The sequence below is a fragment of the Variovorax sp. P2_H12 genome, assembly GCF_056403395.1.
In genome coordinates this window covers 34766-60167 of record NZ_JBFUFO010000029.1, presented here as the reverse complement: position 1 = coordinate 60167, position 25402 = coordinate 34766, and the positions used below count along the sequence as shown (strand labels likewise).

Here is a 25402-nt window from a genome sequence, read left to right as displayed (position 1 = left end):
CCACGAAACCACCATGATTTCATCCCGCCTCACCATCATCACCGGCGCTTCCCGCGGCCTCGGCCGCGCCATGGCCGAGCAGCTGCTGCAACCGGGCCAGCGCCTGCTGTGCATTTCCCGCCAGAGCGATGAGCAACTCGCCGCCCGCGCCCGCGAAGCCGGCGCCGAACTCGAACAGTGGCAACTGGACCTCTGCGACCCGGTGCCGGCCGCGGCGCGGCTGGCCGCCTGGCTGCAAGGGCTCGAGGCCGGCGCCTTCGACAGCGCCACCCTGATCAACAACGCCGGCACGGTCGGCCGCCCGCGCCCGCTGTCGGAGGCGGTGGCGGGCGAGCTCGCGCAGGCGCTGCGCGTCGGGCTGGAGGCGCCCATGCTGCTGGCGTCTGCTTTCCTTGGCGCGACCAAGACCTGGCGCGCCGACCGCAAGGTGCTCAATATCTCGTCCGGCCTGGGCCGCAACGCGATGGGCAGCCAGGCGCCCTATTGCGCGGCCAAGGCCGGCATGGACCACTTCTCGCGTGCCGTGGCGCTCGAGGAGAAGGCGGCGACCCGCGGCGCGCGCATCGTGTCGCTGGCGCCCGGCATCATCGACACCGACATGCAGGTCGCCCTGCGCGAGAGCGAGGCCGAGATGTTCCCGGACCGCGTGCGCTTCGAGAAACTCAAGGCCGACGGCCTGCTCGACACGCCCGCGTCGGCGGCCGCCAAGATCCTCAAATTCCTGCAACGCCCCGACTTCGGCACCAACCCCGTCGCAGATATTCGGGACTGACCCCGCCCCGGCCGGCGCAGCCAGGCCCCTTCGTGGAACACCGCGGATCTGGCTCTGCCAGGCCGCTGGTGTTGCCCCCTGCAAGGGGGTGGGCGGCTACACGCAGTGAGCCAACCTGGGGGTGTTACTCGATGACCGCTCCAGAGGCCTGCACGATGCCGCGCCACTTCTGGTAGTCGGTCTTGAGCAGGGCTTCGAGCTGTTCCGGTGTCATCGCCTGCGGCTCGGCGCCCTGGGCCACGATCGCGGCCTTCATTTCGGGGGTCGCGAGCAGCTTGTTGACCTCGGCGTTGACGGTGGCGACGATGTCCTTCGGCGTGCCCGCGGGCATGAAGAGGCCATACCAGGTGCTGACGTCGAAGTCCTTGTAGCCCAGCTCGGCCACCGTGGGCACTTCGGGCAGCGAGCTGCTGCGGCGCGCCGAGGTCACGGCCAGCGGCCGCAGCTTGCCCGACTTGATCTGCCCCATGGCCGAAGGCAGCGACGACACCATCAGGTCGACGTTGCCGGCCAGCACGTCCATCATCGCGGCGTTGGAGCCCTTGTAGGGCACGTGGCGCATCTTGATGCCGGCGGCGGTCTTGAAGATCTCGCCGGCCAGGTGGATGGTGGTGCCGTTGCCGGGCGAGCCGTAGGTGATCGAGTCGGGTGCCGCGCGCGCGGCGGCGACGACGTCGGCCAGCGTCTTGAACTTCGACTCGCTGCGGGTGACGATCACCACCGGCGTGTAGGCCACGTGCGCCACGGCCGTCAGGTCCTTGGTCGGGTCGTAGCTGAGGTTCTTGTAGAGCCAGGGCGCGACCACCATGTTGTCCTTCTGGCCCATCACCATGTCGTAGCCGGTGGGCGCCGCACGCACCGCCTCGGCAATGCCGATGGTGCCGCCGGCACCGGCGCGGTTGTCGGGCACCACGGTCCACTTGCTGGTCTCGGTGAGCTTGTTGGCGACCAGCCGCGACAGGATGTCGGTGCCGCCGCCGGGCGGGAAGGGCACGATCAGGCGCACCGGCTTGGCGGGGTAGGGCTGGGCCTGCGCGGCGGTGAATGCCAGCGCCAGGGCGGCGATGGTGAGCAGCTTTCGGATCATCGGGGAGTCTCGTCGTTCGGGCACCGCGGTGCGGCGCACATGCGCCGGGAGTGTGCCCCAACGAGAGGTGCCCAGGGCTCGCGATTGGAGATGCCCGCCGTCTCGAACCGAGAGTTCGAGCCGCGTCAGTGGATCGCGGGCGGCCCGAAATCCTCTCGCGGGTCCACGTAGGCGGTGACGATCGGGAGGTCGCGCGCGTCGGGCCCGCGCGCATCGGCGCGCCGCTGCAGCGCCGCGATCCCGGCCATCATGGCCGCGCCGTAGGTGGGCATCGGGCCCTCGGCGGCGTCGATCGGCCGGCAGTCGCCGCCGTCCTGCTTCTGCAGCACCCAGTAGAAATGGCCGGCGATCGGTTCGTCGACGATCAGTGCGATGGCATCGGTGTCCATGGTGCGCCCCTTGCTCAGTTCATGGGACCGGTTGTACGCACCCGATGCGCGCCCGCACAGCAAGGAATTCACGCCGCGGCGCCCCCGGTTGCAACAGTCGCGGCTTGCGTGAAAAACGCACGGCGCCGAGGGCGCTGTCGCCGGTCCGCCCGGACCGCGCGAATGGCGGAGAATGCTCCGCCGAGCCTGCCGTTTCCGCGGGAAGCGCGATCCGAACCCCAGCCAGACGTCCCCATGCCCGATATCCCCGCACCCTCCCGTCTCAACAAGCGCATGGCCGAGCTGGGCCTGTGTTCGCGCCGCGAGGCCGACGACTGGATCGCCCAGGGCTGGGTCAAGGTCAATGGCCAGGTGGCCGAAATGGGCGTCAAGGTGCTGCCCGCCGACCGCATCGAAGTCGACAAGAAGGCGCAGAACCAGCAACAGCAGCAGGTCACGATCCTGCTGCACAAGCCGATGGGCTACGTCAGCGGCCAGGCCGAGGACGGCCACGAGCCGGCGATCGTGCTGATCAACCCGCGCACCCACTGGCGCGAGGACCCGAGCCGCAACCGCTTCTCGCCGCCGCAGCTTCGCGGCCTGGCGCCCGCCGGCCGGCTCGACATCGACTCGGTCGGCCTGCTGGTGCTGACGCAGGATGGCCGGGTGGCGCGTCAGCTGATCGGAGAGGACTCGGGCATCGAGAAGGAATACCTGGTGCGGGTCTCCTACGGCCCGGTGGCGCAGAACTCGCAAGCCGCCTTTCCGCGCGAGGAACTGGCCCGGCTGCGCCACGGCCTGAGCCTGGACGGCCAGCCACTGAAGCCGGCCAAGGTCGACTGGCAGAACCCCGAGCAGTTGCGCTTCGTGCTGACCGAAGGCAAGAAGCGCCAGATCCGCCGCATGTGCGAGCAGGTCGGGCTCAAGGTCGTGGGCCTGAAGCGCATCCGCATCGGCCACGTGGTGCTGGGCAACCTGCCGGTCGGGCAGTGGCGCTACCTGGGCGTTGGCGAGAAGTTCTGAGCGCGGGGGCTCAAAAGCGCACGACCACCTTGCCGAACGCGCCCTGCGCCAGGTGCGCGAAGGCGGCCGGCACATCCTGGATGTCGTATTCCGCGGCGATCACGGGTTCGAGTCGGTTCAGGTCGACGGCACGCACCATCCGTTCGAGCGCGCGCGCATGACCCACGCTGATGCCCTGGATCACGGCGCGGCTGCGGATCGCGTGAAAGGCCGAGCCGCTCATCCCGCCGCCTTCCAGCACGCCGATCACCGAAATCCGGCCTTCCTGCGCCACGGCTTCCAGCGAACGCCCGAGGTTGGCGCCGCCGACCAGCTCCAGCACATGTTCCGCGCCGCGGCCGTCGGTCAGCCGGCGCACTTCGGCCGGCCAGTCGCCGTCGCGCGCCAGGGCATGGGCGGCGCCCAGCGCGAGCGCCTTCTGCCGCTTGGCCGCGCTGCCCGACACCACGATCGCCTGCGCGCCGTGCATGCGCGCGAACTGCAGGCCGAACAGCGCCACGCCGCCCGTGCCGTGGATCAGCACGGTCTGCCCGGCGTGCAATGCGCCGGTCTCCACCAGAGCGAACCAGGCCGTGAGGGCGGCGCAGGGCAGGGTCGAGGCCTGCGCCGCGCCGAGCGTCGCAGGCGCGGCCACGACCCAGCGTGCGTCCAGCAGCACGTGCGACGCCAGCATGCCCGGGCCGGGGCCGCCCATCGGGGTGGCGTCGACGGGTGAAGTGCCGTCCAGCCAGCCGCCGACGAAGGTGCTGATCACGCGTTCACCGCCTTTCCATGGCGTGACGCCGGCCCCCACTGTGAGCACCGTGCCGGCCATGTCCGAGGCGGGCGTGAACGGCAGCGGCGGCGTCAAGCCGTAGGCGTTGTCCACGAGCATCAGGTCGCGGTAGTTGAGGGAGGCGGCTTCGACCTGGACCAGGACCTGTCCCGGTCCGGGCTGCGGGATGTCGCCTTCGGCATAGTGAAGATGCTGTCGGCCGAAGTCGGTGATGTGCCAGCGGCGCAGGGTGTTTGTCATGTGTTGCTTGCAGTGGAGCAATGAAAAGCTCATGCTATTGAATCTCTGTGCTCCGCAGTGACGCCATTTTTTCTATTGAATGGGGACTAAAGGGAACCAATGAGTGAACGTCTGAATGGCGTCGAGGCCTTCGTGGCGGCAGTCGATGCCGGCAATTTCGCGCTGGCAGCCGAGCGCCTGCACCTGACCCGTTCCGCGGTGGGCAAGAGCGTGGCGCGGCTCGAAGCGCGGCTGGGCACACGGCTGTTCCACCGCACCACGCGCAGCCAGAGCCTCACCGAAGACGGCCAGGCCTACTACGAGCGCTGCCGCCGCGCGCTGGCCGAGCTCGATGCGGCCGATGCGGCGGTCGAGGCCGGTCGGCGGACGCCGAAGGGGCGCGTTCGCATCACCATGCCGGCGCTGATCGGCCGGGCCCGCATCGCACCGCTGCTGCTCGAACTGGGCCGGCAGCATCCGGAGCTGGCGTTTGACGTGTCGTTCAGCGACCGCCGCGTCGATCTGGTCGAGGAAGGCATGGACCTGGCGATCCGCAGCGGCCCGCTGGGCGACAGCGCCACGCTGTCGGCGCGGCTGCTGGGCCGGCAGTGGATCGGCATCTATGCGGCACCGGGCTATCTCGCGAAGCACGGCCGTCCCTCAGGCTTCGCGGAACTGGTGGCCAGCGCGTCGGCGCACAGCTTCGTCGGCTATGCGCGGGAGGGCTGGCCGCATCCCTGGCGCTTCCACGACGCGCAGGGCCGCATCGTCGAGTTCGAGGTGCCGGCCCGCTTCCCCTTCAGCTGCGACAGCCTGGAAGTCAGTGCCATGGCCGCCATCGATGGTGTGGGGCTGGCGCGCCTGCCGATCTGGCTGGCCGCCGAGGCACTGGCCGCCGGTGCGCTGGTCCGTGTCTTCGAGGAGGCGCAGCCCTATGGCTACGAACTGAATGCCGTGTGGCCGCAGGCGCGCGCGTTGCCGCAGAAGACGCGGGTGGTCATCGACACGCTCGCCGAGCGGCTGCCGCCGTTGCTTGCGCTGCCTTGAAAGCCTGTGGCATTCGGATGGAAGCTAGCCCTCATGCATGCCTAAGAAATCAGGCGTAGTCTCGACAGGAACGGTGTGTCGGACCCAAGGAGAGACCCTGTGCGCGCCTTGCTCGTGGAAGACGACGAAATGATCGGCCGCAGCCTCGTGCATGCGCTCGACAACGCCGGATGGTCGGTCGACTGGGTGCGCGACGGTGCGCTGGCGCACAGCGCCCTGGCCGACGGCGGCTACACCTGCGTGCTGCTCGACCTCGGTCTGCCCCAGGAAGACGGCACCGAAGTCCTGCGCCGCGCGCGCAAGCGCGGCGACGCCACGCCGGTGCTGGTGCTCACCGCGCGCGACGGGCTCGACGACCGCATCCAGACCCTCGACCTCGGCGCCGACGACTACCTGCTGAAGCCCTTCGAACTGCGCGAGCTGCTGGCGCGCATGCGCGCCGTGGTGCGGCGCCGCGATGGCGCGGCGCACTCGGTGATCGGCACCGCGGCGCTCCAGCTCGACCTCACCACGCGCGACGTGATCGTCAACGGCGTGCGCGAGGTCCTGACCGCGCGCGAGTTCGCGCTGCTGCACGCGCTGCTGGAGCGCCCCGGCGCGATCCTGTCGCGCGAGCAGCTCGAGGACCGCATCTACGGCTGGGGCGAGGAGGTCACCAGCAATGCGATCGACGTCGTGATCCACGGCATGCGGCGCAAGCTCGGCGCCGAGGCGATACGCAACGTGCGCGGGCTCGGCTGGCGGGTCGTTCCGGCGTGAGGGCGCCCTTTCGGCTCCGGTCGCTGCGCGGACGGCTGCTGCTGTGGCTCGTTGCGCTGCACCTGGTGGCGATCGCGGCCACGGTCTGGCTCTCGTACGGGGCCTACGGCCGGCTGGTCAACAACTTCATGGACGACCAGATGCGCCTGGTGGCCGATTCGCACGCGAGCCACGGCCGGCCTCCGGCCTTGCAGCCTGCCTCCGGCGATGACGCCATCCGCCGCGGCAGCTTCGTCGTCCAGATCTGGAGCGCGGACGACCGCACGCTGCTCGACTCCTCGTGGCCCGGGCTCGACCTGGCGCTGCAGGCGGAGCCGGGTTTCAGCGACGTGCGCACCGGCACCCGGAGGGAGGACGCCTGGCGCGTCTACACCGCCGAGGCCGGAACGCTCGCGGACATGCCGCGCGTGCAGGTGGTGCAGAACGACAGCTTCCGCCGCAACCGCATCGTGCGCCGCGCGCTGCTGGAGAGCCTGCCGATCCTGGTGATGCTGCCCGTCACGCTGCTGATCCTGCTGTTCATCGTGTCGGCCGCCTCGCGCTCGCTGCGCGCCGTCGCGCGCGATGTGGCGGCGCAGAACGAGGGCGATCCGGCCGAGGTCCCCATCGCCAGCGTGCCGGAGGAGATCGCGCCGCTGGTCATCGCCTTCAACAGCCTTCTCGGCCGGCTGCGCAATGCGCTTTCGACGCAGCGTCGCTTCATGCAGGACGCGGCGCACGAGCTGCGCACGCCGATGGCCGCGATCGGCCTGCAGATCGAGAATCTGCGCGCCCACGTGCCGGCCGGCGTGGCTGTCGAACGCTTCGCCCAGCTCGAAAGCGGCGTCAAGCGCGCCCAGCATCTCATCGAGCAATTGCTGCGGCTGTCGCGCCAGGATGCGCCCGCGGCGAGCGCGCGTGGACCGGTCGACGTGGCGACGCTGCTGCGCGACAGCGTGGGCCAGCTGATGGTCCTGGCCGACCAGCGGCGCATCGACGTGGGCTTCGAAGGCGGCATCGCGCCGCTCATCTTGGCGCCCCCGGCCGAGCTGCGCAGCGTGTTCGACAACCTCATCGACAACGCCGTGCGCTATGCGCCGGAAGGCGGCGTGGTCGACGTCCGGCTGCACCTGGTCGATGGACATCCGGTGGTCGACGTGCTCGACGACGGGCCGGGCATTCCGGCCGACCAGCTCGAGCGTGTCTTCAACCGCTTCTTCCGCGTGGCGGGCGCGCCGGCCGGCGGCAGCGGACTGGGCCTGGCCATCGCGCAGGCGGCCGCGCTGCGAAATGGCCTGCGCATCGTGCTCGCGAACCGGTCCGATGGCGCGGGCCTGCGGGCGCGGGTGTACCTGCCGGGCTCATCCTGAACTCATTCTTCGCTCATTCCCGTCTCAGACTGGCGGCCTAGAGTGGCAACAGGCTCCACGCGCCGCCCATGGCACGGCGCGGGGCGTGGGGCCTGTGCAACTCCAGGAGATCCTCATGCATGCATCCGTCAAAGTCATCGCTCTTGGCGCTTTCGCAACCCTCGCTGCCTTCGCTTCGATGACCGCGAGCGCGCAGTCGGACGGCTCGGACTATCGTCCGATGCAGACCAACAACTCGGCGCCCGATCCCCAGGTGAGCGCGGGCGCCAGGGCGGCGGCACGCCCGGCTGCCACGGAGTCCGTCGGCGAGTCCACCGCGGCGGCGCCGGTCAGGTCGCAGCTCACGCGCGAAGAGGTCTACAAGGGCGCGGTCGAGGCGTCGCACCCGACGAACACCGAGTCGATCGGCCAGTCGACCGGGATGGCCGGCATCACCTCGGGCACGCCGCGCTGAGCGGGCGCCGCCAGGCGCTATCCTGCGGTTTCCTTCGTGAAACCCGGGATACGCCATGCGCCGCTTCGTTTCCAGACCTCTTGCCGTCGTCGGCGCCCTGCTGGGACTCCTGGCGGCGACAGACGCCCGCGCGCAAGGCACGGTCAACGCGCTTTGCAGCACCGACTCCGGCTGGTGCGAGGCGGCGGCCGCGGAGTTCACGCGCGCCACCGGCATCCGGGTGCTGCAGGCGCACAAGGGCACCGGCGAGATCGGCGCCCAGTTGCGGGCCGAGGCGGCCAACCCCAAGACCGACCTCTGGTGGGGCGGCACCGGGGACCCCTTCCTGCAGGCGGCCGAGGAAGGCCTGCTCGAACCCTACCGCCCGGCCTACGTCAACGACCTGTACGACTGGTCGGTGCGGCAGTACGCGATGTCGGGCAACCGGGTCGGCGGCTTCTACACCAGCGCGATGGGCTTCGGCTTCAACACCGAAGTGCTCAGGAAGAAGCAGCTGCCCGAGCCGCGCTGCTGGGCCGACCTGATCAAGCCAGAGTACAAGGGCGAGATCGAGATGTCGCATCCCGCCACCAGCGGCACCGGCTACACCATCATCGCCGGGCTGGTGCAGCTGATGGGCGAGGACGCCGCCTTCGACTACCTGAAGAGGCTGCACCGCAACACCACCGCCTACACCCGCAGCGGCCAGGCCCAGGCGCCCAATGTGGCCAAGGGCGAGGTCGCGGTCGGCATCAGTTTCATCTTCGGCTTCGACAAGTGGCGCCACGACAAGTACCCGGTCAAGACCGCGGCGCCGTGCGAGGGCACGGGCTACGAGGTCGGCGGGATCGCGCTGGTGAAGGGCGCGCGCAACCGTGCCAACGCGCTGCGCTACTACGACTGGCTCATGAGCCCGGCCGGGCAGTCGATCGGCGCCAGGGCCGGCAGCCTGCAGTCGCCGGCCAACAGGACTTTCAAGCCGGATCCGCGAATCCCGTCGATGGACGGGGTCAAGCTCATCAAGTACGACTTCGAGAAGTACGGCCAGGCGGCCGAGCGCAAGCGGTTGATCGACCGCTGGACGCGCGAGGTGGAGTCGCAGCCGCGCTGAGACTCGTAAGCCTTTGAAACCGGCCGGCCCTTGCGAAACGGGCCGGGCAACCCCAGGTCTTGTAAAGTTGAACGTTCGCCGCTGGCGAACCGTTTGTCCCCCTTTGATTGTTCTCGCGCCATGACCCTCTCCAAGACCAAACTCCCGTTCCAGGCCGAAGTCGCCCAGTTGCTGCACCTGGTCACGCATTCGCTCTACTCGAACAAGGAAATCTTCCTGCGCGAGCTGATCTCGAATGCCTCGGATGCCTGCGACAAGCTGCGCTTCGAAGCCATCGACCAGCCCGCGCTGTTCGAGGACCAGCCCAAGCTCGAAGTGCGCGTCGCCTTCGATGCCGAGGCCAAGACCCTGACCATCACCGACAGCGGCATCGGCATGAGCCAGCAGGAAGCCATCGACCACCTCGGCACCATCGCCAAGAGCGGCACGAAGGAATTCATGAGCAGGTTGTCGGGCGACCAGAAGGCCGACGCGCAGCTGATCGGCCAGTTCGGCGTCGGTTTCTACTCGGGCTTCATCGTGGCCGACAGGATCACGGTCGAGTCGCGCCGCGCCGGCCTGGCCGCCGAAGAGGGCGTGCGCTGGGTCAGCAGCGGCGCCGGCGACTTCGAGGTCGACACCATCACCCGCCCCGAGCGCGGCACCAGCGTCACCCTGCACCTGCGCGACGATGCCGGGGAATACCTCAACGCCTGGAAGCTCAAGTCGATCATCGGCAAGTACTCCGACCACATCTCGCTCCCGATCCTGATGGAGAAGGAAGAGTGGAAGGAAGGCGAGGAGAACAAGGGCGGCGCCATGGTCAAGACCGGCGAGTGGGAGCCGGTCAACCAGGCCAACGCGCTCTGGAGCCGGCCGAAGAAGGACATCAGCGAAGAGCAGTACGTCGAGTTCTACAAGAACGTCAGCCACGACTTCGAGGCCCCGCTGGCCTGGAGCCACAACCGGGTCGAAGGCAACACCGAATACACGCAGCTGCTCTACATCCCGGCCAAGGCGCCGATGGACCTGTGGAACCGCGACAAGGGCGCGGGCGTCAAGCTCTACGTCAAGCGCGTCTTCATCATGGACGACGCCGAGGCGCTGCTGCCGAGCTACCTGCGCTTCGTCAAGGGCGTGATCGATTCGGCCGACCTGCCGCTCAACGTCAGCCGCGAGCTGCTGCAGGAGAGCCGCGACGTCAAGGCGATCCGCGAGGGCAGCACCAAGCGCGTGCTCGGCATGCTCGAGGACCTGGCCAAGAAGCAGAAGACGGCGTCCGAGAGCAGCGAAGGCAAGATCGACGTCGGCTCCGGCGAATCCGTGCCCGCGCCCGAGCCGACCGAAGGGGTCACCGACGTGGTCGACAAGAAGGCCGCCGAGCGCATGCCGGCGGCCGAGGCTGCGGCCGAGTACGCCGACGAGTCGGGCAAGTACGCCAGGTTCTATGCCGAATTCGGCTCGGTGCTCAAGGAAGGCCTGGGCGAAGACTTCGGCAACCGCGACCGGATCGCGAAACTGCTGCGCTTCGCCTCGAGCACCACCGACACCCAGAGCGTGAGCTTCGCCGACTACAAGTCGCGCATGAAGGAAGGCCAGGACGCGATCTACTACATCACGGCCGACACGCTGGCCGCCGCCAGGAACAGCCCGCAGCTCGAGATCTTCAAGAAGAAGGGCATCGAGGTGCTGCTGATGACCGATCGCGTCGACGAGTGGGCGCTCAACTACCTGACCGAGTTCGACGGCACCGCGCTGCAGAGCGTGGCCAAGGGCGCGGTCGACCTGGGCAAGCTGCAGGACGAGGCCGAGAAGAAGGCGGCCGAGGAAGCGGCCGAGTCCTTCAAGCCGCTGCTGGAGCGGCTCAAGGAGGCGCTCAAGGACAAGGCCGAGGACGTGCGCGTCACCACCCGCCTGGTCGACTCGCCGGCCTGCCTGGTGGTGCAGGACGGCGGCATGAGCACCCAGCTCGCGCGCATGCTCAAGCAGGCCGGGCAGCCCGCGCCCGATCTCAAGCCGGTGCTCGAAGTCAACGCCGAGCATCCGCTGGTCAGGAAGCTGGAGGGCTCGGCGCATTTCGACGACCTGGCCCACATCCTGTTCGACCAGGCGCTGCTGGCCGAAGGGGGCCTGCCGGCCGATCCCGCCGCCTACGTGCGCCGGGTCAACGCCTTGCTGGTCTGACACGCGCGCCGCACCACGCCGCCATGTCCGGATACTGGTTGATGAAGTCCGAGCCTGAGGAGTGCTCGATCGACGACGCGCTCGCAGCGCCCGGCGCGACCGTGCCCTGGACCGGCGTGCGCAGCTACCAGGCGCGCAACTTCATGCGCGATGCGATGCAGGTCGGCGACGGCGTGCTGTTCTATCACTCCAGTTGCCCCGAGCCCGGCATCGTGGGCATCGCGCGCGTGGCATCGGGCACGCGGCCCGATCCGACGCAGTTCGATCCGAACTCGCCTTACTTCGATGCGGCGTCCAAGCCCGAACAACCGCGCTGGCTGCTGCTGGACGTGCAGGCCTTGCGCAAGACCCGGCTGCTGTCGCTGCCGGAGTTGCGCGCGACGCCCGCGCTGGCCGACATGCTCGTGCTGCGCAAGGGCAACCGCCTGTCGATCACGCCGGTCGATGCGGCCCACTGGCAGCTGATTGCCGAGCGGATGCTGGCTTGACGTCCGCTGCCGCGTCCGGATGGTTCACCTCGACCGAGATGTGGACCAGTTCTTCGTGGATGCGCAACTGCTGCTTGAAGTAGTCGGGCCCCACGTCGCCGTGGTTGGCGAGCGAGACGATGCAGGCGTACTTGCCCTTGCCCACGCTCCAGACGTGGAGGTCGCAGAGGATCGCCGGCACCGGGTCCAGCCAGCTTGCACCCCACAGCTTGCCGCCGAACAGGGCGACGATCAGCAAGCGCGAAGCTGCTCGCGCGGGTGCGCCGCATCAGGGGCCAGACGGCCGCGTTGGAGAGTTCGCTGGGCGAGGGAACCGAGTGCATGGCGATCCTGCAGCAGATCGCGGCGATACGCGGCGCCGTCAGCGGGCTGATGCTGGAGGTGCTCGAAGGCCACATCCGGGAGCATCTGGGCGCGAACGCGAGCGACGAGGCGCAGCGCGCCGAGGACACGGAGGCGGTGGTGTCGCTGTCACGGCCGACAACTTCGTGCGGGCGGAAACCGACCCGTATGTCGGCGCCCTCGCTATCTCAACGTCACGCCGGCGAAGAACGACGGCAGCACGGTCTATCGCCTCGACGTCAAGGAGGTGCCCGTGGACGCCTTCGGCCGGTCGCCGCACGTTAGGCGAACTTCTCTCCCGGCGTCAGCGGCGCATGCCGGTAGCTGGCCGGTGTACGGCTCAGCTTCACGGGCGATGCGATGCCGCGGTAGCCGCCTTCCATCTCGACCACCATGCCGCGGTGCGCCGTGTGCGGGTGTTCGAGCGCCGCATCGACCGACAGCACGGGTGCCGCCGGCACGCCCGCGGCCATGAGCTGGTCGACCAGCTGGCGGCCGTCGAAGGTCGCCAGCTGCGCCTCGAGACGCTGTTTCAGGCTTTCGCGATGGACCGAGCGCAGACCGGCGTCGCGGTAGAGCGGATCGTCGCTGAGCTCGGGCAGGCCGATGCAGTTGCAGAAGTTCGCGAACTGTCGGTCGTTGCCAACCGCCAGGAAGATCGGATCGGTGCCGGTCTTGAGCGCGTCGTAGGGATAGATGTTCGGATGCGCGTTGCCGGTGCGGCGCGGCGGCTGGCCGTCGAGGAACCAGTTGGCCGCGTGCGGATGCAGCAGCGACAGGCCGCTGTCGTACAGCGCCGCCTCGACAAACTGGCCGCATCCGCTGCGCTGGCGCTCCTGCAGCGCGAGCAGCACGCCGATCACCGCGTTGAGCCCGGTCACCATGTCGACCACCGGCAGCCCGACGCGCAGCGGCCCGCCATCGGCCTCGCCGTTGATGCTCATGATGCCGGTCAGCGCCTGCACTGCGGCGTCGTAGCCCGGCAGTGCGCCGAGCGGGCCGTCGGCGCCGAAGCCCGATACGCGGCACCAGACCAGCCGCGGGAAGCGCTTCGACAGCGCGTCGTAGCCGATGCCCCAGCGTTCCATGGTGCCGGTCTTGAAGTTTTCGATCAGCACGTCGGCCTCGGCCAGCAGCGCCAGCAGCGCCTCGCGCCCGGCCTCGCTGCCCAGGTCGAGCGCCATCGTGCGCTTGTTGCGGTTGAGCCCGTGGTAGTAGGAAGCCACGCCGTCCTTGAAGGGCGGGCCCCAGGTGCGCGTGTCGTCGCCCTGCGGTGGCTCGACCTTGAGCACGTCGGCGCCATGGTCGCCGAGGATCTGGCCGCAGTACGGGCCGCCGAGGATGCGCGAGATGTCGAGCACGCGGATGCCGGCCAGTGCGCCGGTGTTGGCAGTCGCGGTCATTGGTTGTTCCTTGGGTGAGAGGGGAGAGGCAGGCCGTCGCGTTCAAGCGGGTCGCGACACGCTCTACCAGCTTGAAGGTCGTCGATGACGTCAGTCCAGTTGCGCGCCGGACTTCTTCACCACGTCCTTCCACTTCGCGGTTTCGGACACGATGAAGCGGCCGAGCTGTTCCGGCGAACCGTCCGCGGCCGGCTCCAGGCCCTGGGAGGCGAACAGTTGCTTCACCTTGGGCGTGGCGAGCGCATCGGCGAAGGCCTTGTTGAGTTTTGCGACGGTGGCCGGCGGAGTGCCGGCCGGCGCCACGATGCCGAAGAACACGCTGACGTCGTAGCCCGTGACGCCCTGTTCGGCCAATGTCGGCAGGTCGGGGAGCGCCCGCGAGCGCTGCGCGGTGGCGATGCCGAGCGCGCGCAGCTTGCCGGCCTTGACGTAGGGCAGTGCGGTCAGGACGTCGGTGAAGCTCATCGACACCTGGCCACCCAGCAGGTCGTTGAGCGCGGGGCCGGTGCCTTTGTAGGGGATGTGCTGCAGGTCGGTGCCGGCGATGCCGTTGAACAGCACGCCCGCCAGGTGCGAGGAGGCGCCGTTGCCCGACGATGCATAGCTGAGCTTGCCCGGGTTGGCCTTGGCGTAGGCGATGAGCTCGCGCACGTCCTTCGCGGGCACCGCCGGGTTCACGACCAGGATGTTGGGCAGATGGCCGACCTGGATCACCGGCGTGAAGCTCTTGACCGGGTCGTAGCTGATCTTGCGGTAGAGGCTCGAATTGATCGCCAGCGGACCCGAGGTGCCGAACATCAGCGTGTGGCCGTCGGGTTCGGCGCGCGCCACGAAGTCGGCGCCGATGTTGCCGCCGGCGCCGGCGCGGTTCTCGACGATCACCGGCTGCCCGAGCTGGTCCCGGATCTCGGCCGCCAGCGTGCGTGCCATCGCGTCGGTCGGTCCGCCCGGCGGGAACGGGATGATCAGCGAGATGGGCTTGGTCGGGAAGCCCTGCGCCTGTGCCGTCGACAGTACGGGCAGCACCGGCAGCACGGCGACGCCGGCGGCGAGGATGAGGGTCTTGAGCAGTTTCATGTGGTCTCCTTGATTTCTTGTCTTCGTCGCGCGTCAGGCGGTGGCCGCGCGCTTCTCTGGTGCCGCGGCGCTCCAGGACGCCGGCACCCCATCCGGCGCCAGAGGGTCGCGCGGCAGCACGCGGTGCAGCAGCACCAGCTGCGCCCACTCGACGCGCTGCGCCGAGCCGCCGCGCACGCCCTCCCAGGCCATCGCGATCGCGCTGCAGGTGTGATAGAGCGCCGAGGCCGCCTGGCGTGCGAGCACGTCGCCACCTTCGTGCGCCGCGGTGGCGGTCAATGCCGACGCCCGCACCAGGGCTTCGCGCAGGGCCTGGGCGAAGGCCGGCGCCACGGGCAGGTCGTCCAGCAGCGCACCGAAGTGCGCCTGCAGCGCCGGCAGCGATTCCTCGCGCTTGACCGCGCGGATCACGTCGAGCGCGACGATGTTGCTGGTGCCTTCCCAGATCGAACCGAGATGGGCGTCGCGCACCAGGCGCGGGTCGCTCCATTCCTCGATGTAGCCGCAGCCGCCGCGCACTTCCATCGCGTCGCCGGTGACCTTGCGGGCGTCGCGGCAGGCGCGGAACTTGATGAGCGGCGTCAGGATGCGCAGCAGCGGGTAGGCCGTCTTGTCGCCGCCGTCCGAGCGCGCCAGCGCCAGCGCGGTCTGGAACACCATGGTGCGCGACTGCTCGGCCGGCAGCCTGAGCTTCTGCAACTGGCGCTGCATCAGCGGCATGTCGGCCAGCCGGCGGCCGAAGGCGCGGCGCTCGCCGGCCACGTATTCGGCCTCGGCCACCGCGCGGCGCATCAGGCCGGCGGCGCGCACGCCGTTCGACAGGCGCGAGTTGTTGACCATGTCGGCCATCTGCTGGAAGCCGCGGCCGGCTTCGCCCACCAGGTAGGCCACCGCGCCTTCGAGGCGGATCTCGCCGCTGGCCATCGAGCGCGTGCCCAGCTTGTCCTTGAGGCGCAGGATCCGGTAGTGATTGGCGCTGCCGTCGTCGAGCCGCTTCGGCAGCAGGAACAGCGACACGCCCTTCATGCCGGCCGGGGCGTCGTCGGCGCGCGCCAGCACCATCGCGAAGTCGGCGTCGGGGTTGGAGCAGAACCACTTGTCGCCGCCGAGGCGCCATTGGCCCGCCTCGTCCTGCCAGGCGCGCGTGACGGTCGCTGCGATGTCGGAGCCGGCCGCCTGCTCCGTCATGAACATTGCGCCCTGGGCCAGCGTGTCGAAGTCGAGCGACTGGAAGCGCGGGAGAAAGCGCGCCACCAGTTCGGGGCTGCCGTACTTCTTGAGCGTGCGCGCCAGCGAGTCGGTCATCGAGACCGGGCAGCACAGGCCGAACTCGGCCTGCACGAAGAGGTAGGTCAGCACGTACTTGACCAGCGGCGGCATCTGGCCCTTCCAGCCCAGGGTCTCGTCGCGGTGCGAGATCGCGGCCAGGCCGAATTCGCTCAGCGCGAGCCGCTCCATCTCGATGTAGGCGGGATGCTTGATCACCTTCTGGTCGTCGATGCCGGTGCGGGTGCGCAGCGACAGCGTCGGCGGGTTCTTGTCGGCGGTCTGCGCGAGTTCGTCGAGCGGGCCGCCAGCCAGGGCGCCCAGGCGCTCGAAGTGCGGTCGCATGTGCTGCAGCAGCTCGGGCGGCAGGTAGAGCGCCAGCAGCTTGTGCAGCTCGGCGTCGGTGGTGAAGAGGTTCTGCCCGTGGCGGTCGGGCACGGGATGGGCGGCGGCATCGACGCGGGGCGCAGCGGTACTGGACATGTCGGGTCTCCTTGTCGGTCGGATCTTTCCGCCGTTGACGATTCCTGTCCAATATCAGATATGACTTGATTGATTTGATTTGCCTATTGTGAAAAACTGAGCCGCATGGAACTGCGTCACCTGCGTTATTTCGTCGTCCTGGCCGAGGAGCTGCATTTCGGCCGGGCGGCGCGGCGGCTCGCGATCTCGCAGCCGCCGCTGAGCGTCGCGATCCGCCAGCTGGAAGAGTCCGTCGGCGCGCGGCTGTTCGAGCGCAACAGCAAGGAAGTGCGGCTCACGCCCGCCGGCGGCGTGTTGCAGATCTCGGCGCGCCTGCTGCTGCGCCAGGCGGAGGAGGCCGCGCTGGAGGCCCGCGACGTCTCGCAGGGCTCGGCGGGCCGCCTGCGCATCGGCTTCGTCGGCGCCATGCTCTACCGAGGCCTGCCGCAGGCGCTCGCCAAGTTCCAGGCGAAACACCCTGCAGTGCGCATCACGCTGGCCGAGCTCAATTCGGGCGAGCAGATCGCCGAGTTGCTGCACGACCGGCTCGATGTCGGCTTCGTCCACACCAGCCGCATGCCCGCGGAGCTGAGCCATGCGTTGCTGGTGTCGGAGCCTTTCGTGGCCTGTCTGCCGGTCGGGCACCGGCTGGCACGGCGGCGCAAGGTCGCCACCGCGAGCCTGCGCGACGAACCTTTCGTGCTGTTTTCTCGCAATGCCTCGCCCGACTACCACGAGCGCATCCTCTCGATCTGCGCCGATGCGGGCTTCCGGCCCGAGGTGCGGCACGAGGTGCGCCACTGGCTCTCGGTCGTGTCGCTGGTGTCGCAGGGCATGGGCGTGGCGCTGGTGCCGAGCGCCTTGCGGCACGCGGCGCTGCGCGGCGCGGTGTTCCGGCCCCTGGAGGAAGAGGTGTCGCGCTCCGACGCCTACTGCGTCTGGCGCGAGGGGCCCGAGAACGCGGTGGTGCAGGGCTTCCTGCGCGCGGTGCAGGCAGGCCACCCGGCCCCGAGCGACTAGGCCGGCGCCGGGCCGCCAGCGCGGCGAAGTCCGCGCTTCGCGCAGACGGGCGGCCTGCGATCCCCCCCTTGGGGGGCAGCGACCCACACGCAGTGGGGGAGCGTGGGGGCCCTATGCATACAGCGGCTCTTCGGCCATCTGCTCGCACTGCTCCTGCAGCATCAGGATCTGGCCCTTCCAGTAGTCGCTCGAGCCGAACCACGGGAAGTTGATCGGGAAGATCGGGTCTTCCCAGCGCCGTGCCAGCCAGGCGCTGTAGTGGATCAGGCGCAGCGTGCGCAGCGGCTCGATCAGCGCCAGCTCGCGGCGATCGAAGTCGCGGAACTGCTCGTAGCCGTCGAGCAGTCCGCTCAACTGCGCCGTGCGCTGGGCGCGGTCGCCGGAGAGCAGCATCCACAGGTCTTGAACCGCGAAGCCGGTGCGGGCATCGTCGAGGTCGACGAAATGCGGGCCGCCGTCCGGCCGGTCGGTGGGCGTCCAGAGGATGTTGCCGGGGTGCACGTCACCGTGCAGCCGCAGCTTCTTCAGCGCCGAGGCGTTGTCGCCGTCGTGGCGGGTGCCGAGCGCGGTGGCCGCGATCATCTCGAGGGCCGCGTTGCAGGCCGTCTCCCATGCGCGCTGGACATCGAGCGGCACCATCTGGTGGCCCAGCAGCCAGTCGCGCGAGGCGATGCCGAAGGTCTGGAGGTCGAGTGCCGGACGCGCCTCGAAGGGCTTTTGCGCGCCGATGGCGTGGATGCGCGCCAGAAAGCGGCCGACCCACTCGAGCACCTCGAAGTCCTCGAGTTCCGGCGCCCGTCCGCCGCGGTACGGGCTGACGCTGAAGGCGAAGCCGCCATGCCGGTGCAAGGTATGGCCATCGACCGCCAGCGGCGCCACGGCGGGCACCTCGGCCGCGGCGAGCTCGAGCGCGAAGCCGTGCTCCTCGAGGATCGCGGCATCGTCCCAGCGGCCAGGCCGGTAGAACTTGACGACCACCGCGCTGCGGTCTTCGAGATGGACCTGGTAGACGCGGTTCTCGTAGGAGTTCAGGGCGGTGAGCCGCCCGTCTCCATGCATGTCCAGTGTGGCGAGCGCATCGAGCACCACGTCGGGCGTGAGGCTCTCGTAGGGATGACCGGCCGAGGCCGATGGCGGGGAAGGAGTGGGGGAGGGAGACACCCCGACATTGTCGGGCCTGGCGGGTGAGTGCTCGGCCTTCATGCCGCAGCTTGATTTTTGCCCTGCTTGGGACGACAGTGCAGCGTCGCCTGGGTGGCTGCCGTTGAACCGTGGCGACCCGTGAGGCGTCGCGCCACAGGCATTGCACAGAAGTGGGCGTTTGTCATGCGTGTCGAACCCTGCGACAGGCGCCGCGGCCTGCGCTAGTATTTTTTCAAGCCGGGCAGCCCGCCTCGTATCCGCAGTTGCGGAACGGCGGAAGAACAAGCGAGCCATGATGAATTCAATGATCGCCTACTGCGGCGCCGCCGCGGTCCCTGACGATGTGTGGTCGCGCTGGAATGCCGATCCGCTGCTGATCGCCGCGCTTGCGGCGCTGGCCTTCGTGATCGCTCGCAGTCGGTCGTCCGATGCTCGCGCAGGCTGGGGCGCCATCGCGCTGATGGCCGTGGTCTTCGTCTCGCCCCTGTGCGCCCTGTCGTCGGCGCTCTTCTCGGTGCGCGTCCTGCATCACGTCATTCTCGTGAGCGCCGTGGCACCTCTGCTGGCGCTCGCCTTTCCTCAGCGGCGCGCGGGCCCTGTTCCGCTCGCCATGTGGGTCGCGGCCCATGCGGTCACCCTGTGGCTCTGGCACGCGCCGGGGCCCTATGCCTGGGGTCTCGCCAGCGTGCCCGGCTATTGGCTGATGCAGCTGTCGCTGCTGGGCAGCGGCTGGCTGATGTGGCGGGCGATACTGTCGCCGGCCACGCCATCGGGCACCGCGCTGGTGGCGCTCGGGGTGACCATCGGGCAGATGGGCCTGCTCGGCGCCCTGATCGTTTTCGCCTCGGTGCCGCTCTACCCGGTGCATTTCGCGAGCACCCTGGCCTGGGGCTTCACGCCGCTGGCCGACCAGCAGCTCGCCGGGCTCCTGATGTGGGTGCCGGCGATGCTGCCCTACCTGGCCGCCGGTCTCTGGCTTGCCTGGTCGAGCCTGCGGCCCACCGAGGCCGCCTTGTGACGACGGCCCTGAAGTTCATTCACCTGGCCGCGATCGCGATCTGGTCGGGCGGCCTGCTCGCCTTGCCCTTCCTGTTCTGGCAGCGCCGCGCACTCGAGGCCGGTGCGGATCTGGACCGGCTGCACCGGATCGTCCGGCTCGTGTATGTGGAGCTGACCTCGCCGGCCGCCTTCTTCGCCATCGCCAGCGGAACGGCGCTGATCTTCCTTCAGGCCACCTTCGAGGAATGGTTCTCCATCAAGATGGTGCTGGTGGGCATCATGGCGATGCTGCATGTGGTCGCCGGCCTGGTGGTGCACCAGCTGTTCTCGCCCAAGGGCCGCTTCGGGCGGTTCTCGTTCGTGGCGCTGTCGGGCACCTACGCGGTGTTGATCGTCGCCATCGTCTGGGTCGTGCTGGCCAAGCCCCAGATCGACTCGAACCAGTTCGCGGCGCACCTGTTCGAGCCCGGCGGGCTCTCACGCCTGTGGCATCAGTCCTTCGGCGACACGAGGATGCCGATCCCATGATCGAACACCAGTTTGCCCCCATGCCAGCCGGCGAAGCCGACCATGACCGAAGCCAGCACCGACAGCACCAGGCCGTGCGGCAGCACGGAGGCCGGATCGGTCAGTCGCAGGCCCCAGCTGGCCCCGGCGATCGCGACCAGCGTCATCGCCGCGATGGCGTGCGACCAGCTGGCCTCGTGCAGGCGGATGCCGCGCACCAGCAGCAGCTCGCCGGTGCCGACGAGGCTCGCGGCGACGCCGCTCCAGAACGCCATGCCGGCCGACCACAGGCCTGCTCGCAGCCAGAAGACATCGCCCGACCACCAGTAGAAGACGTCGACGCCGAGGGTCGCGACCACGAACGCGACCGGGAAATGCACCAGCATCACGTGCAACGGATGGCCGACCAGCGCGACCGCGGAGCCGACGTCGAGCCGCTGCAGTTCCAGCAGAACTTCGCTCCGGGGTTGAGACCTGTCGCCTGTGTCCGCCATGGTTCTTCTCCTTTGCAGCGGATGTTGCATCCGGTGAGCGGCGATCGTAGCGTCTTGCGCGTGGGGCTCCAAGCCGGATCGCTGGCGGCGTTGTCCGGTTGCAGCGGGCCGTTGTCGACGCTCGATCCTTCGGGGCCGGCCGCGGCCTCGATCGCCACGATGTGGTGGGTGATGCTGATCGGCTCGGCCGTGCTCTTCCTGCTCGTCATCGGCATCTTCCTCCAGGTGATGAGGCGTCCGGGCTGGGGCTCCAGCGTGTCGCCGACGCGCTGGATCGTGCTGGGTGGGCTGGTGCTGCCGGCGATCGTCCTGCTGCCGTTGCTGGCCTATGGGCTGGTCACCGGCGAGCGCCTGCTGCCGCTGCCGGGCAGCGCGCCGCCGCAGCGCATCGAGGCGGTGGCGGCGCAATGGGTCTGGACCTTCCGCTATCCCGAACATGGCGGCGTCGAGACGCGCAATGTCCTGCTTGTGCCTGCGGGCAAGCCGGTCGACATGGTCGTGACGAGCAAGGACGTGATCCATGCGTTCTGGGTGCCGCGCTTCGCGGGCAAGATCGATGCGGTGCCAGGCAGGGTCAACCGGCTGCGCATCCAGGCCGACCAGCCGGGCCGCTATGAAGGCACCTGCGACGAATTCTGCGGCCTCGGCCACGCGGGCATGCGCTTCGTCGTCATCGTCCACCGACCGGAGGACTTTTCCGCTGCCCTGACGCAGGCGCTCGCAGCGCCGGAGGCGAAGAAATGAGTGGATCCGTCGACCCGCAGCCGGAAGGCGGCGCCCGCGCGCTGCGGCTGCACCGGCAGCTGAACAAGATCTGGGCCACCGGACCGGGATGGCAGCGGCTGGCCGCCGTCAATCATTCGGTCATCGGCATGCGGATGTTCATCACGTCCTTCGTCTTCTTCCTCATCGCCGGCGTGCTGGGCATGCTGACGCGCGTGCAGCTCGCGACGCCGCATTCGGCCTTTCTCGACCCCGAGACCTACAACCAGGTCTTCACGGTGCACGGGTCGATGATGCTGTTCCTGTTCGCCATTCCGATGGTCGAGAGCTTCGCGGTCTACCTGACGCCGAAGATCCTCGGCACGCGCGATTTCGCCTTCCCGCGGCTGACCGCCTACGGCTACTGGTGCTACCTGTTCGGCGCCTCGATCGTCACGGTGTCGCTGGTCCTGGGCGTCGCGCCCAATGGCGGCTGGTTCATGTACACGCCGCTGAGCTCCAACGTCTACACCCCGGGCGTCAACGCCGACATCTGGCTGCTCGGCATCACCTTCGTCGAGATCTCCGCGCTGTCGCTCGCCATCGAGATCATCGTCTCGGTCCTCAAGATGCGCGCGCCGGGCATGTCGCTCGACCGCATGCCGATCTTCGGCTGGTACATCCTGGTCACGGCCCTGATGATGATCGTGGCCTTTCCTCCGCTGATCCTGGGCTCGATCCTGCTCGAGCTCGAGCGCGCCTTCGGCCTGCCCTTCTTCGATCCGACGCGCGGCGGCGACTCGCTGCTGTGGCAGCACCTGTTCTGGCTGTTCGGCCATCCGGACGTCTACATCATCTTCCTGCCGATGGCGGGCGTGCTGTCGACGATGATCCCGGTGTTCGCCAACCGGCAACTGGTGGGCTACCGGGCGATCGTGGTCGCCATCATCGCGCTGGCCTTCCTGAGCTTCGGCATCTGGGTGCACCACATGTTCACGGTGGGCATTCCGCATCTGGCGCTGGCCTTCTTCTCGGCCGGCTCGGCGATCGTCGCGGTGCCGACGGCGGTGCAGGTCTTCGCCTGGCTGGCCACGCTGTCGCACGGCAAGCCGCGCTGGGACGTCCCGATGCTCTACGTCTTCGGCTTCTTCTTCGTCTTCGCGATGGGCGGGCTGACCGGCGTGATGCTCGCGATGGTGCCCTTCGACTGGCAGGCCCACGACACCTATTTCGTCGTCGCCCACATGCACTACGTGGTGGCCGGAGCGCTCGCCTTCCCGATGGTGGCCGCGCTGTACTACTGGCTGCCGCTGCTGACCGGGCGCGCCGCGGTGGAGCGGCTGTCGGTGCTCGCGTTCTGGCTGATCTTCATCGGCTTCAACATGACCTTCTTCATGATGCACCTGACCGGCCTGCTCGGCATGCCGCGGCGCGTCTACACCTACCGCGGCGACGAAGGCTGGAACTGGCTCAACCTGCTGTCCTCGGTGGGCGGCTTCGTGATGACCATCGGCTTCGGACTGCTCGTCATCGACGTGGTGGTTCAGCTGCGCTACGGACGCCGCGTGCGGCGCGACCCCTGGCGGGCCACGACCTTCGAATGGGCGATGCCGATTCCGCCGGCGCCGTATGCCTTCGCCTCGATTCCGCACCTGGGCCCGCAGACCGACAAGATCCCGAAGGGCGAACTCGCCGTCTCGCTGGCACGCGGCGAAGGCTACCTGGGCTCCACGCGCAACGGCTGGCAGGAGACGCTGGGCGTGCACATCACGAGCGGCAAGCCCGAGCAGCTGATCGTGCTGCCGAACCCGACCTACCTGCCGCTGGTCACGGCGCTCTTCACCGGCGGGGTGGTGCTCGGCTTCCTGTTCAAGGCCTATTGGGTGTCGCTCGTGCTGGCCCTGGTCACGCTGGGCCTGTTCGTCTTCGCGGGGCGGCGTGCCGGCCTGCCGCGCGACTATGGGCCGCTGCCGGTCGGCCTCGGTGTCGAGGTGCCGCCGCACACCGAGGCCGCGAGTGCACCGTCCTGGCTGGCGCTGATCTGCGCCCTGGTGGCCAACGGCACGCTGTTCACGTCGCTGGTGTTCGGTACCTTCTATCTCTGGCTGGCCGGCGGGGACTGGCAGAAGATGACGCCGCCCGAGCCGAGCCGGCTGCAGGCCCTCGGCGCCATCGCCTGCCTGCTGGTCGCTGCGCTGGCGGCGCGCGCTTCGCTCAGGGTCGTGATCGCCAGCGGCAAGGCCTCGGGCTGGATGGCGCTCACCGCGATCGCGCTGATCGCGGCCGTCGCAGCGGTGGTGGAGCTGATCATGGGCGTCGCGCCGCATCCGCGCGCGCATGCGCTCGGCGCGACCGCGTCGGTGCTGCTGGGCTACGTGGCCTTGCATGCCGGCGCCGGGCTGCTGTTTCTCATCAGCAACTTCCAGCGTGTCCGCAGCGGCTACATCTCGCGGCGTCGCTGCACCGACCTGCGCCTGACCCGGCTCTGGCTCGACTACACCCTGGTGACGGGCATCATCGCGCTGGGTCTGGTGCTCGCGCTGCCTGCGCTGGTCACGGTGCTTGGAGGACGGCCATGAGCGTGACGAATGTGCTGACGATCCCGACCCGGCGCGTCTGGTGGCTCGCGGGCGGCTTCGCCGTCTGGTGCAGCGCGCTCGTGGTGCTCTATGCGCTCCATGCGATCGGCTGCGCCTTCGGCTGGCCGGCCGGCGCGCTGCGCTGGAGCCTGGTTCTCGTGTTCCTCGCGCATCTTGCGGCGGTCGGATGGATGTGGCGCAATTTCGCCAGGGCACGCCCCGATCACGACCATGGCCCGACCGGCAGCTTCCTGCATGCGGCGATCGTCTGGACCACCATCGCCGCCTTTGCCGCCACGCTCCTGACCTTCGGCCCGCCGCTGCTGCTCTCCACATGCCTCTGAGCGTGCGCCACCGCGATCTCGTGCGCCGCAGCGTCTGGATCGCGGTCTACCTGCTGTTCATCCTGGCGCCGCTGTTCGCGCTGCTGGCGGGTGCGCTGCCGCCCGCGCGCGACTTCTGGACCGAGTTCTCGGTCGCGCTGGGCTACTCGGGCCTGGCGATGATGGGGCTGCAGTTCGGCCTGACGGCGCGCTTTCGCCACGTCACCGAGCCCTGGGGCGAGGACGTCATCTATCACTTCCATCGCCGGGTCTCGCTGATCGCGGTCGCCCTGGTGGTGGTGCATCCGCTGATCCTGCTGGCGACCGGGTCGGACAAGCTGGCGCCGCCCGAGTCGCTGGCGGACGTGCCGCTGGGCGCGGTGTTCGCGGTGCTGTCGCTGGGCGCGCTGGTGGCGCTGGTGGTGATGGCGCTGTGGCGCACCCGACTGAAGATCAGCTACGAGCTCTGGCATGCCACGCACATCCTGCTGGCGCTCATCGCCGTTGGCGGCGGGCTGCTCCACATGGTCGGCTGGGGCTTCTACCTCGCCGACCCCTTGAAGCGCGCGCTGTGGATCGGCATGACGGTCTTCTGGATCGCGCTGCTTTGCTACGTGCGCGTGGTCAAGCCGCTGTTCATGCTGCGCCGGCCGTACCGCGTGGCGGAGGTGCGCCAGGAGCGCGGCGACACGACGACGCTGGTGATGCGGCCCGACGGCCACGCCGGCTTCCGATTCAGGCCCGGCCAGTTCGGATGGCTGACGCTGTGGGGGAGCCCGTTCAAGATCACCGGCCATCCGTTTTCCTTCTCGTCGAGCGCGGAGGCCGCGGACGGGCGCGTCGAGATGACGATCCGCAACCTCGGCGACTTCACGAGCGGGATCGCCAAGGTGCCGGTGGGACAGCGCGTCTACCTCGACGGGCCCTACGGCGCCTTCACCATCGGCCGCCCGGCGGACATGCACGTGCTGATCGCGGGCGGCATCGGCATCACGCCGATGGTGAGCATGATCCGCACGCTGGCCGACCGCGGCGACAAGCGCCCGCTGATCCTGCTCTATGGCGGCAAGGACCTGGAGTCCCTGACTTTCCGCGAGGAGCTGGACGCGCTGGCAACGCGGATCGACCTGACGGTGGTCTACGTGCTGTCGCAGCCGCCGGAAGGCTGGACCGGCGAGCGCGGCTACATCGGCGCCGAGGTGTTCAAGCGCCATTTGCCGCCGCGCTACGCCGACCACGAGTACTTCATCTGCGGCCCGAACGTGATGATGGACGCGATCGAGGCGGCGCTGGGCGAGATGAAGGTGCCGCTGTCCAAGTACCACTCGGAGCGCTACAGCTTCGTCTAAGTCGTCTAGGAGATCCCGATGCGCCGCTTGTTCGCCGATCGACTGCTTCTCGCCACGGGCGTCGTCGTGGTCCTGGTGGCCATCGTGTTCGCCCTCTGGCGCGTGAGCACCTGAACCTTTTCCCTCGGGGGGGCTCGAAGCC

At 69.1% G+C, this 25402-nt stretch carries 25 protein-coding genes and 1 pseudogene; 17 read left to right on the top strand and 9 right to left on the bottom strand.

Going from position 1 to position 25402, the window contains the following annotated elements; genetic code table 11:
- Positions 1–13 precede the first annotated feature (13 nt).
- The gene (locus AC1DYK_RS22185; protein WP_478168287.1) at positions 14–772 is read left to right on the top strand and encodes an SDR family NAD(P)-dependent oxidoreductase; all 759 of its coding nucleotides are present in this window, start codon (positions 14–16) and stop codon (positions 770–772) included.
- A gap of 124 nt (positions 773–896) precedes the next feature.
- Here AC1DYK_RS22185 and AC1DYK_RS22180 read toward each other — a convergent pair whose 3' ends face one another.
- A complete protein-coding gene (locus AC1DYK_RS22180) occupies positions 897–1859 on the bottom strand; it encodes a Bug family tripartite tricarboxylate transporter substrate binding protein (RefSeq protein ID WP_478168286.1) in 963 nt (320 codons plus the stop codon).
- A 125-nt stretch (positions 1860–1984) separates the two neighbouring features.
- Complete coding sequence (locus AC1DYK_RS22175) at positions 1985–2248, bottom strand: hypothetical protein (protein WP_478168285.1); 264 nt, start codon at positions 2246–2248, stop codon at positions 1985–1987.
- Between the two features lie 234 nt (positions 2249–2482).
- Between AC1DYK_RS22175 and AC1DYK_RS22170 the strand changes: the two genes are divergently transcribed.
- Positions 2483–3250, top strand: a complete 768-nt coding sequence (locus AC1DYK_RS22170; RefSeq protein WP_478168284.1) for a pseudouridine synthase — start codon at positions 2483–2485, stop codon at positions 3248–3250.
- A gap of 10 nt (positions 3251–3260) precedes the next feature.
- Here the strand turns inward: AC1DYK_RS22170 and AC1DYK_RS22165 are convergent, their stop codons facing one another.
- Positions 3261–4265, bottom strand: a complete 1005-nt coding sequence (locus AC1DYK_RS22165) for a zinc-dependent alcohol dehydrogenase family protein (protein ID WP_478168283.1) — start codon at positions 4263–4265, stop codon at positions 3261–3263.
- A gap of 99 nt (positions 4266–4364) precedes the next feature.
- On the opposite strand from AC1DYK_RS22165, the gene AC1DYK_RS22160 reads away from it, so the two are divergent.
- From AC1DYK_RS22160 to AC1DYK_RS22130, 7 genes are all read left to right on the top strand, one after another.
- On the top strand, positions 4365–5291 hold the full coding sequence (locus tag AC1DYK_RS22160) for a LysR family transcriptional regulator (protein WP_478168282.1): 927 nt from the start codon (positions 4365–4367) through the stop codon (positions 5289–5291).
- Between the two features lie 99 nt (positions 5292–5390).
- Positions 5391–6050 (top strand): response regulator, encoded by a 660-nt coding sequence (locus tag AC1DYK_RS22155; RefSeq protein WP_478168281.1) that lies wholly within the window; start codon positions 5391–5393, stop codon positions 6048–6050.
- Positions 6047–7399, top strand: a complete 1353-nt coding sequence (locus AC1DYK_RS22150) for a sensor histidine kinase (RefSeq protein ID WP_478168280.1) — start codon at positions 6047–6049, stop codon at positions 7397–7399. Before AC1DYK_RS22155 ends, AC1DYK_RS22150 begins: the two co-directional genes overlap by 4 nt.
- A 115-nt stretch (positions 7400–7514) precedes the next feature.
- On the top strand, positions 7515–7853 hold the full coding sequence (locus tag AC1DYK_RS22145; RefSeq protein ID WP_478168279.1) for a hypothetical protein: 339 nt from the start codon (positions 7515–7517) through the stop codon (positions 7851–7853).
- A 55-nt stretch (positions 7854–7908) separates the two neighbouring features.
- Positions 7909–8943: an ABC transporter substrate-binding protein gene (locus tag AC1DYK_RS22140; protein ID WP_478168278.1), complete on the top strand. Its 1035-nt coding sequence runs from the start codon at positions 7909–7911 to the stop codon at positions 8941–8943.
- Positions 8944–9063: 120 nt separating this feature from the next.
- Entirely contained in the window at positions 9064–11106 is a 2043-nt protein-coding gene (gene htpG, locus AC1DYK_RS22135) for a molecular chaperone HtpG (RefSeq protein ID WP_478168277.1), read from the top strand.
- A gap of 23 nt (positions 11107–11129) precedes the next feature.
- On the top strand, positions 11130–11594 hold the full coding sequence (locus tag AC1DYK_RS22130; RefSeq protein WP_478168276.1) for an EVE domain-containing protein: 465 nt from the start codon (positions 11130–11132) through the stop codon (positions 11592–11594).
- On the opposite strand, the gene AC1DYK_RS22125 is transcribed toward AC1DYK_RS22130, so the two are convergent.
- A complete protein-coding gene (locus tag AC1DYK_RS22125) occupies positions 11539–11832 on the bottom strand; it encodes a hypothetical protein (protein WP_478168275.1) in 294 nt (97 codons plus the stop codon). The two genes, AC1DYK_RS22130 and AC1DYK_RS22125, sit on opposite strands and share 56 nt — an antisense overlap.
- Here AC1DYK_RS22125 and AC1DYK_RS22120 point away from each other — a divergent pair.
- Positions 11790–12065 (top strand): annotated as a pseudogene (locus AC1DYK_RS22120) (metal/formaldehyde-sensitive transcriptional repressor); the annotation flags it as partial. The gene AC1DYK_RS22125 and the pseudogene AC1DYK_RS22120 overlap by 43 nt on opposite strands.
- Positions 12066–12217: 152 nt before the next feature.
- On the opposite strand, the gene AC1DYK_RS22115 reads toward AC1DYK_RS22120, so the two are convergent.
- From AC1DYK_RS22115 to AC1DYK_RS22105, 3 genes are all read right to left on the bottom strand, one after another.
- Positions 12218–13339, bottom strand: a complete 1122-nt coding sequence (locus AC1DYK_RS22115; protein ID WP_478168274.1) for a CaiB/BaiF CoA transferase family protein — start codon at positions 13337–13339, stop codon at positions 12218–12220.
- A gap of 90 nt (positions 13340–13429) precedes the next feature.
- Positions 13430–14416, bottom strand: a complete 987-nt coding sequence (locus tag AC1DYK_RS22110) for a Bug family tripartite tricarboxylate transporter substrate binding protein (protein ID WP_478168273.1) — start codon at positions 14414–14416, stop codon at positions 13430–13432.
- 33 nt (positions 14417–14449) lie between these two features.
- A complete protein-coding gene (locus AC1DYK_RS22105; protein ID WP_478168272.1) occupies positions 14450–16165 on the bottom strand; it encodes an acyl-CoA dehydrogenase family protein in 1716 nt (571 codons plus the stop codon).
- 105 nt (positions 16166–16270) lie between these two features.
- Between AC1DYK_RS22105 and AC1DYK_RS22100 the strand changes: the two genes are divergently transcribed.
- Positions 16271–17164 (top strand): LysR family transcriptional regulator, encoded by an 894-nt coding sequence (locus AC1DYK_RS22100; protein ID WP_478168271.1) that lies wholly within the window; start codon positions 16271–16273, stop codon positions 17162–17164.
- 111 nt (positions 17165–17275) lie between these two features.
- Here AC1DYK_RS22100 and AC1DYK_RS22095 read toward each other — a convergent pair whose 3' ends face one another.
- Entirely contained in the window at positions 17276–18367 is a 1092-nt protein-coding gene (locus AC1DYK_RS22095; protein WP_478168270.1) for a serine/threonine protein kinase, read from the bottom strand.
- A gap of 235 nt (positions 18368–18602) precedes the next feature.
- Here AC1DYK_RS22095 and AC1DYK_RS22090 point away from each other — a divergent pair, with 235 nt between their 5' ends.
- Together AC1DYK_RS22090 and AC1DYK_RS22085 are read left to right on the top strand one after the other, a co-directional pair.
- Entirely contained in the window at positions 18603–19325 is a 723-nt protein-coding gene (locus AC1DYK_RS22090) for a cytochrome c oxidase assembly protein (protein WP_478168269.1), read from the top strand.
- Positions 19322–19834: a CopD family protein gene (locus AC1DYK_RS22085; RefSeq protein ID WP_478168268.1), complete on the top strand. Its 513-nt coding sequence runs from the start codon at positions 19322–19324 to the stop codon at positions 19832–19834. The genes AC1DYK_RS22090 and AC1DYK_RS22085 overlap by 4 nt, the downstream gene beginning before the upstream one ends.
- Here the strand turns inward: AC1DYK_RS22085 and AC1DYK_RS22080 are convergent.
- Complete coding sequence (locus AC1DYK_RS22080) at positions 19798–20307, bottom strand: DUF2231 domain-containing protein (protein ID WP_478087610.1); 510 nt, start codon at positions 20305–20307, stop codon at positions 19798–19800. The two genes, AC1DYK_RS22085 and AC1DYK_RS22080, sit on opposite strands and share 37 nt — an antisense overlap.
- A 33-nt stretch (positions 20308–20340) precedes the next feature.
- Between AC1DYK_RS22080 and coxB the strand changes: the two genes are divergently transcribed.
- The 4 genes from coxB to AC1DYK_RS22060 are packed head-to-tail and all read left to right on the top strand — an operon-like array spanning position 20341 to position 25260.
- Entirely contained in the window at positions 20341–21051 is a 711-nt protein-coding gene (gene coxB / locus AC1DYK_RS22075) for a cytochrome c oxidase subunit II (RefSeq protein WP_478168267.1), read from the top strand.
- Complete coding sequence (gene ctaD, locus AC1DYK_RS22070; protein WP_478168266.1) at positions 21048–23588, top strand: cytochrome c oxidase subunit I; 2541 nt, start codon at positions 21048–21050, stop codon at positions 23586–23588. The genes coxB and ctaD overlap by 4 nt, the downstream gene beginning before the upstream one ends.
- Positions 23585–23932, top strand: a complete 348-nt coding sequence (locus tag AC1DYK_RS22065; RefSeq protein WP_478168265.1) for a hypothetical protein — start codon at positions 23585–23587, stop codon at positions 23930–23932. Before ctaD ends, AC1DYK_RS22065 begins: the two co-directional genes overlap by 4 nt.
- Positions 23923–25260, top strand: coding sequence for a ferredoxin reductase family protein (locus AC1DYK_RS22060; protein WP_478168264.1), 1338 nt, complete (start codon positions 23923–23925; stop codon positions 25258–25260). Before AC1DYK_RS22065 ends, AC1DYK_RS22060 begins: the two co-directional genes overlap by 10 nt.
- Positions 25261–25402: the final 142 nt, after the last annotated feature.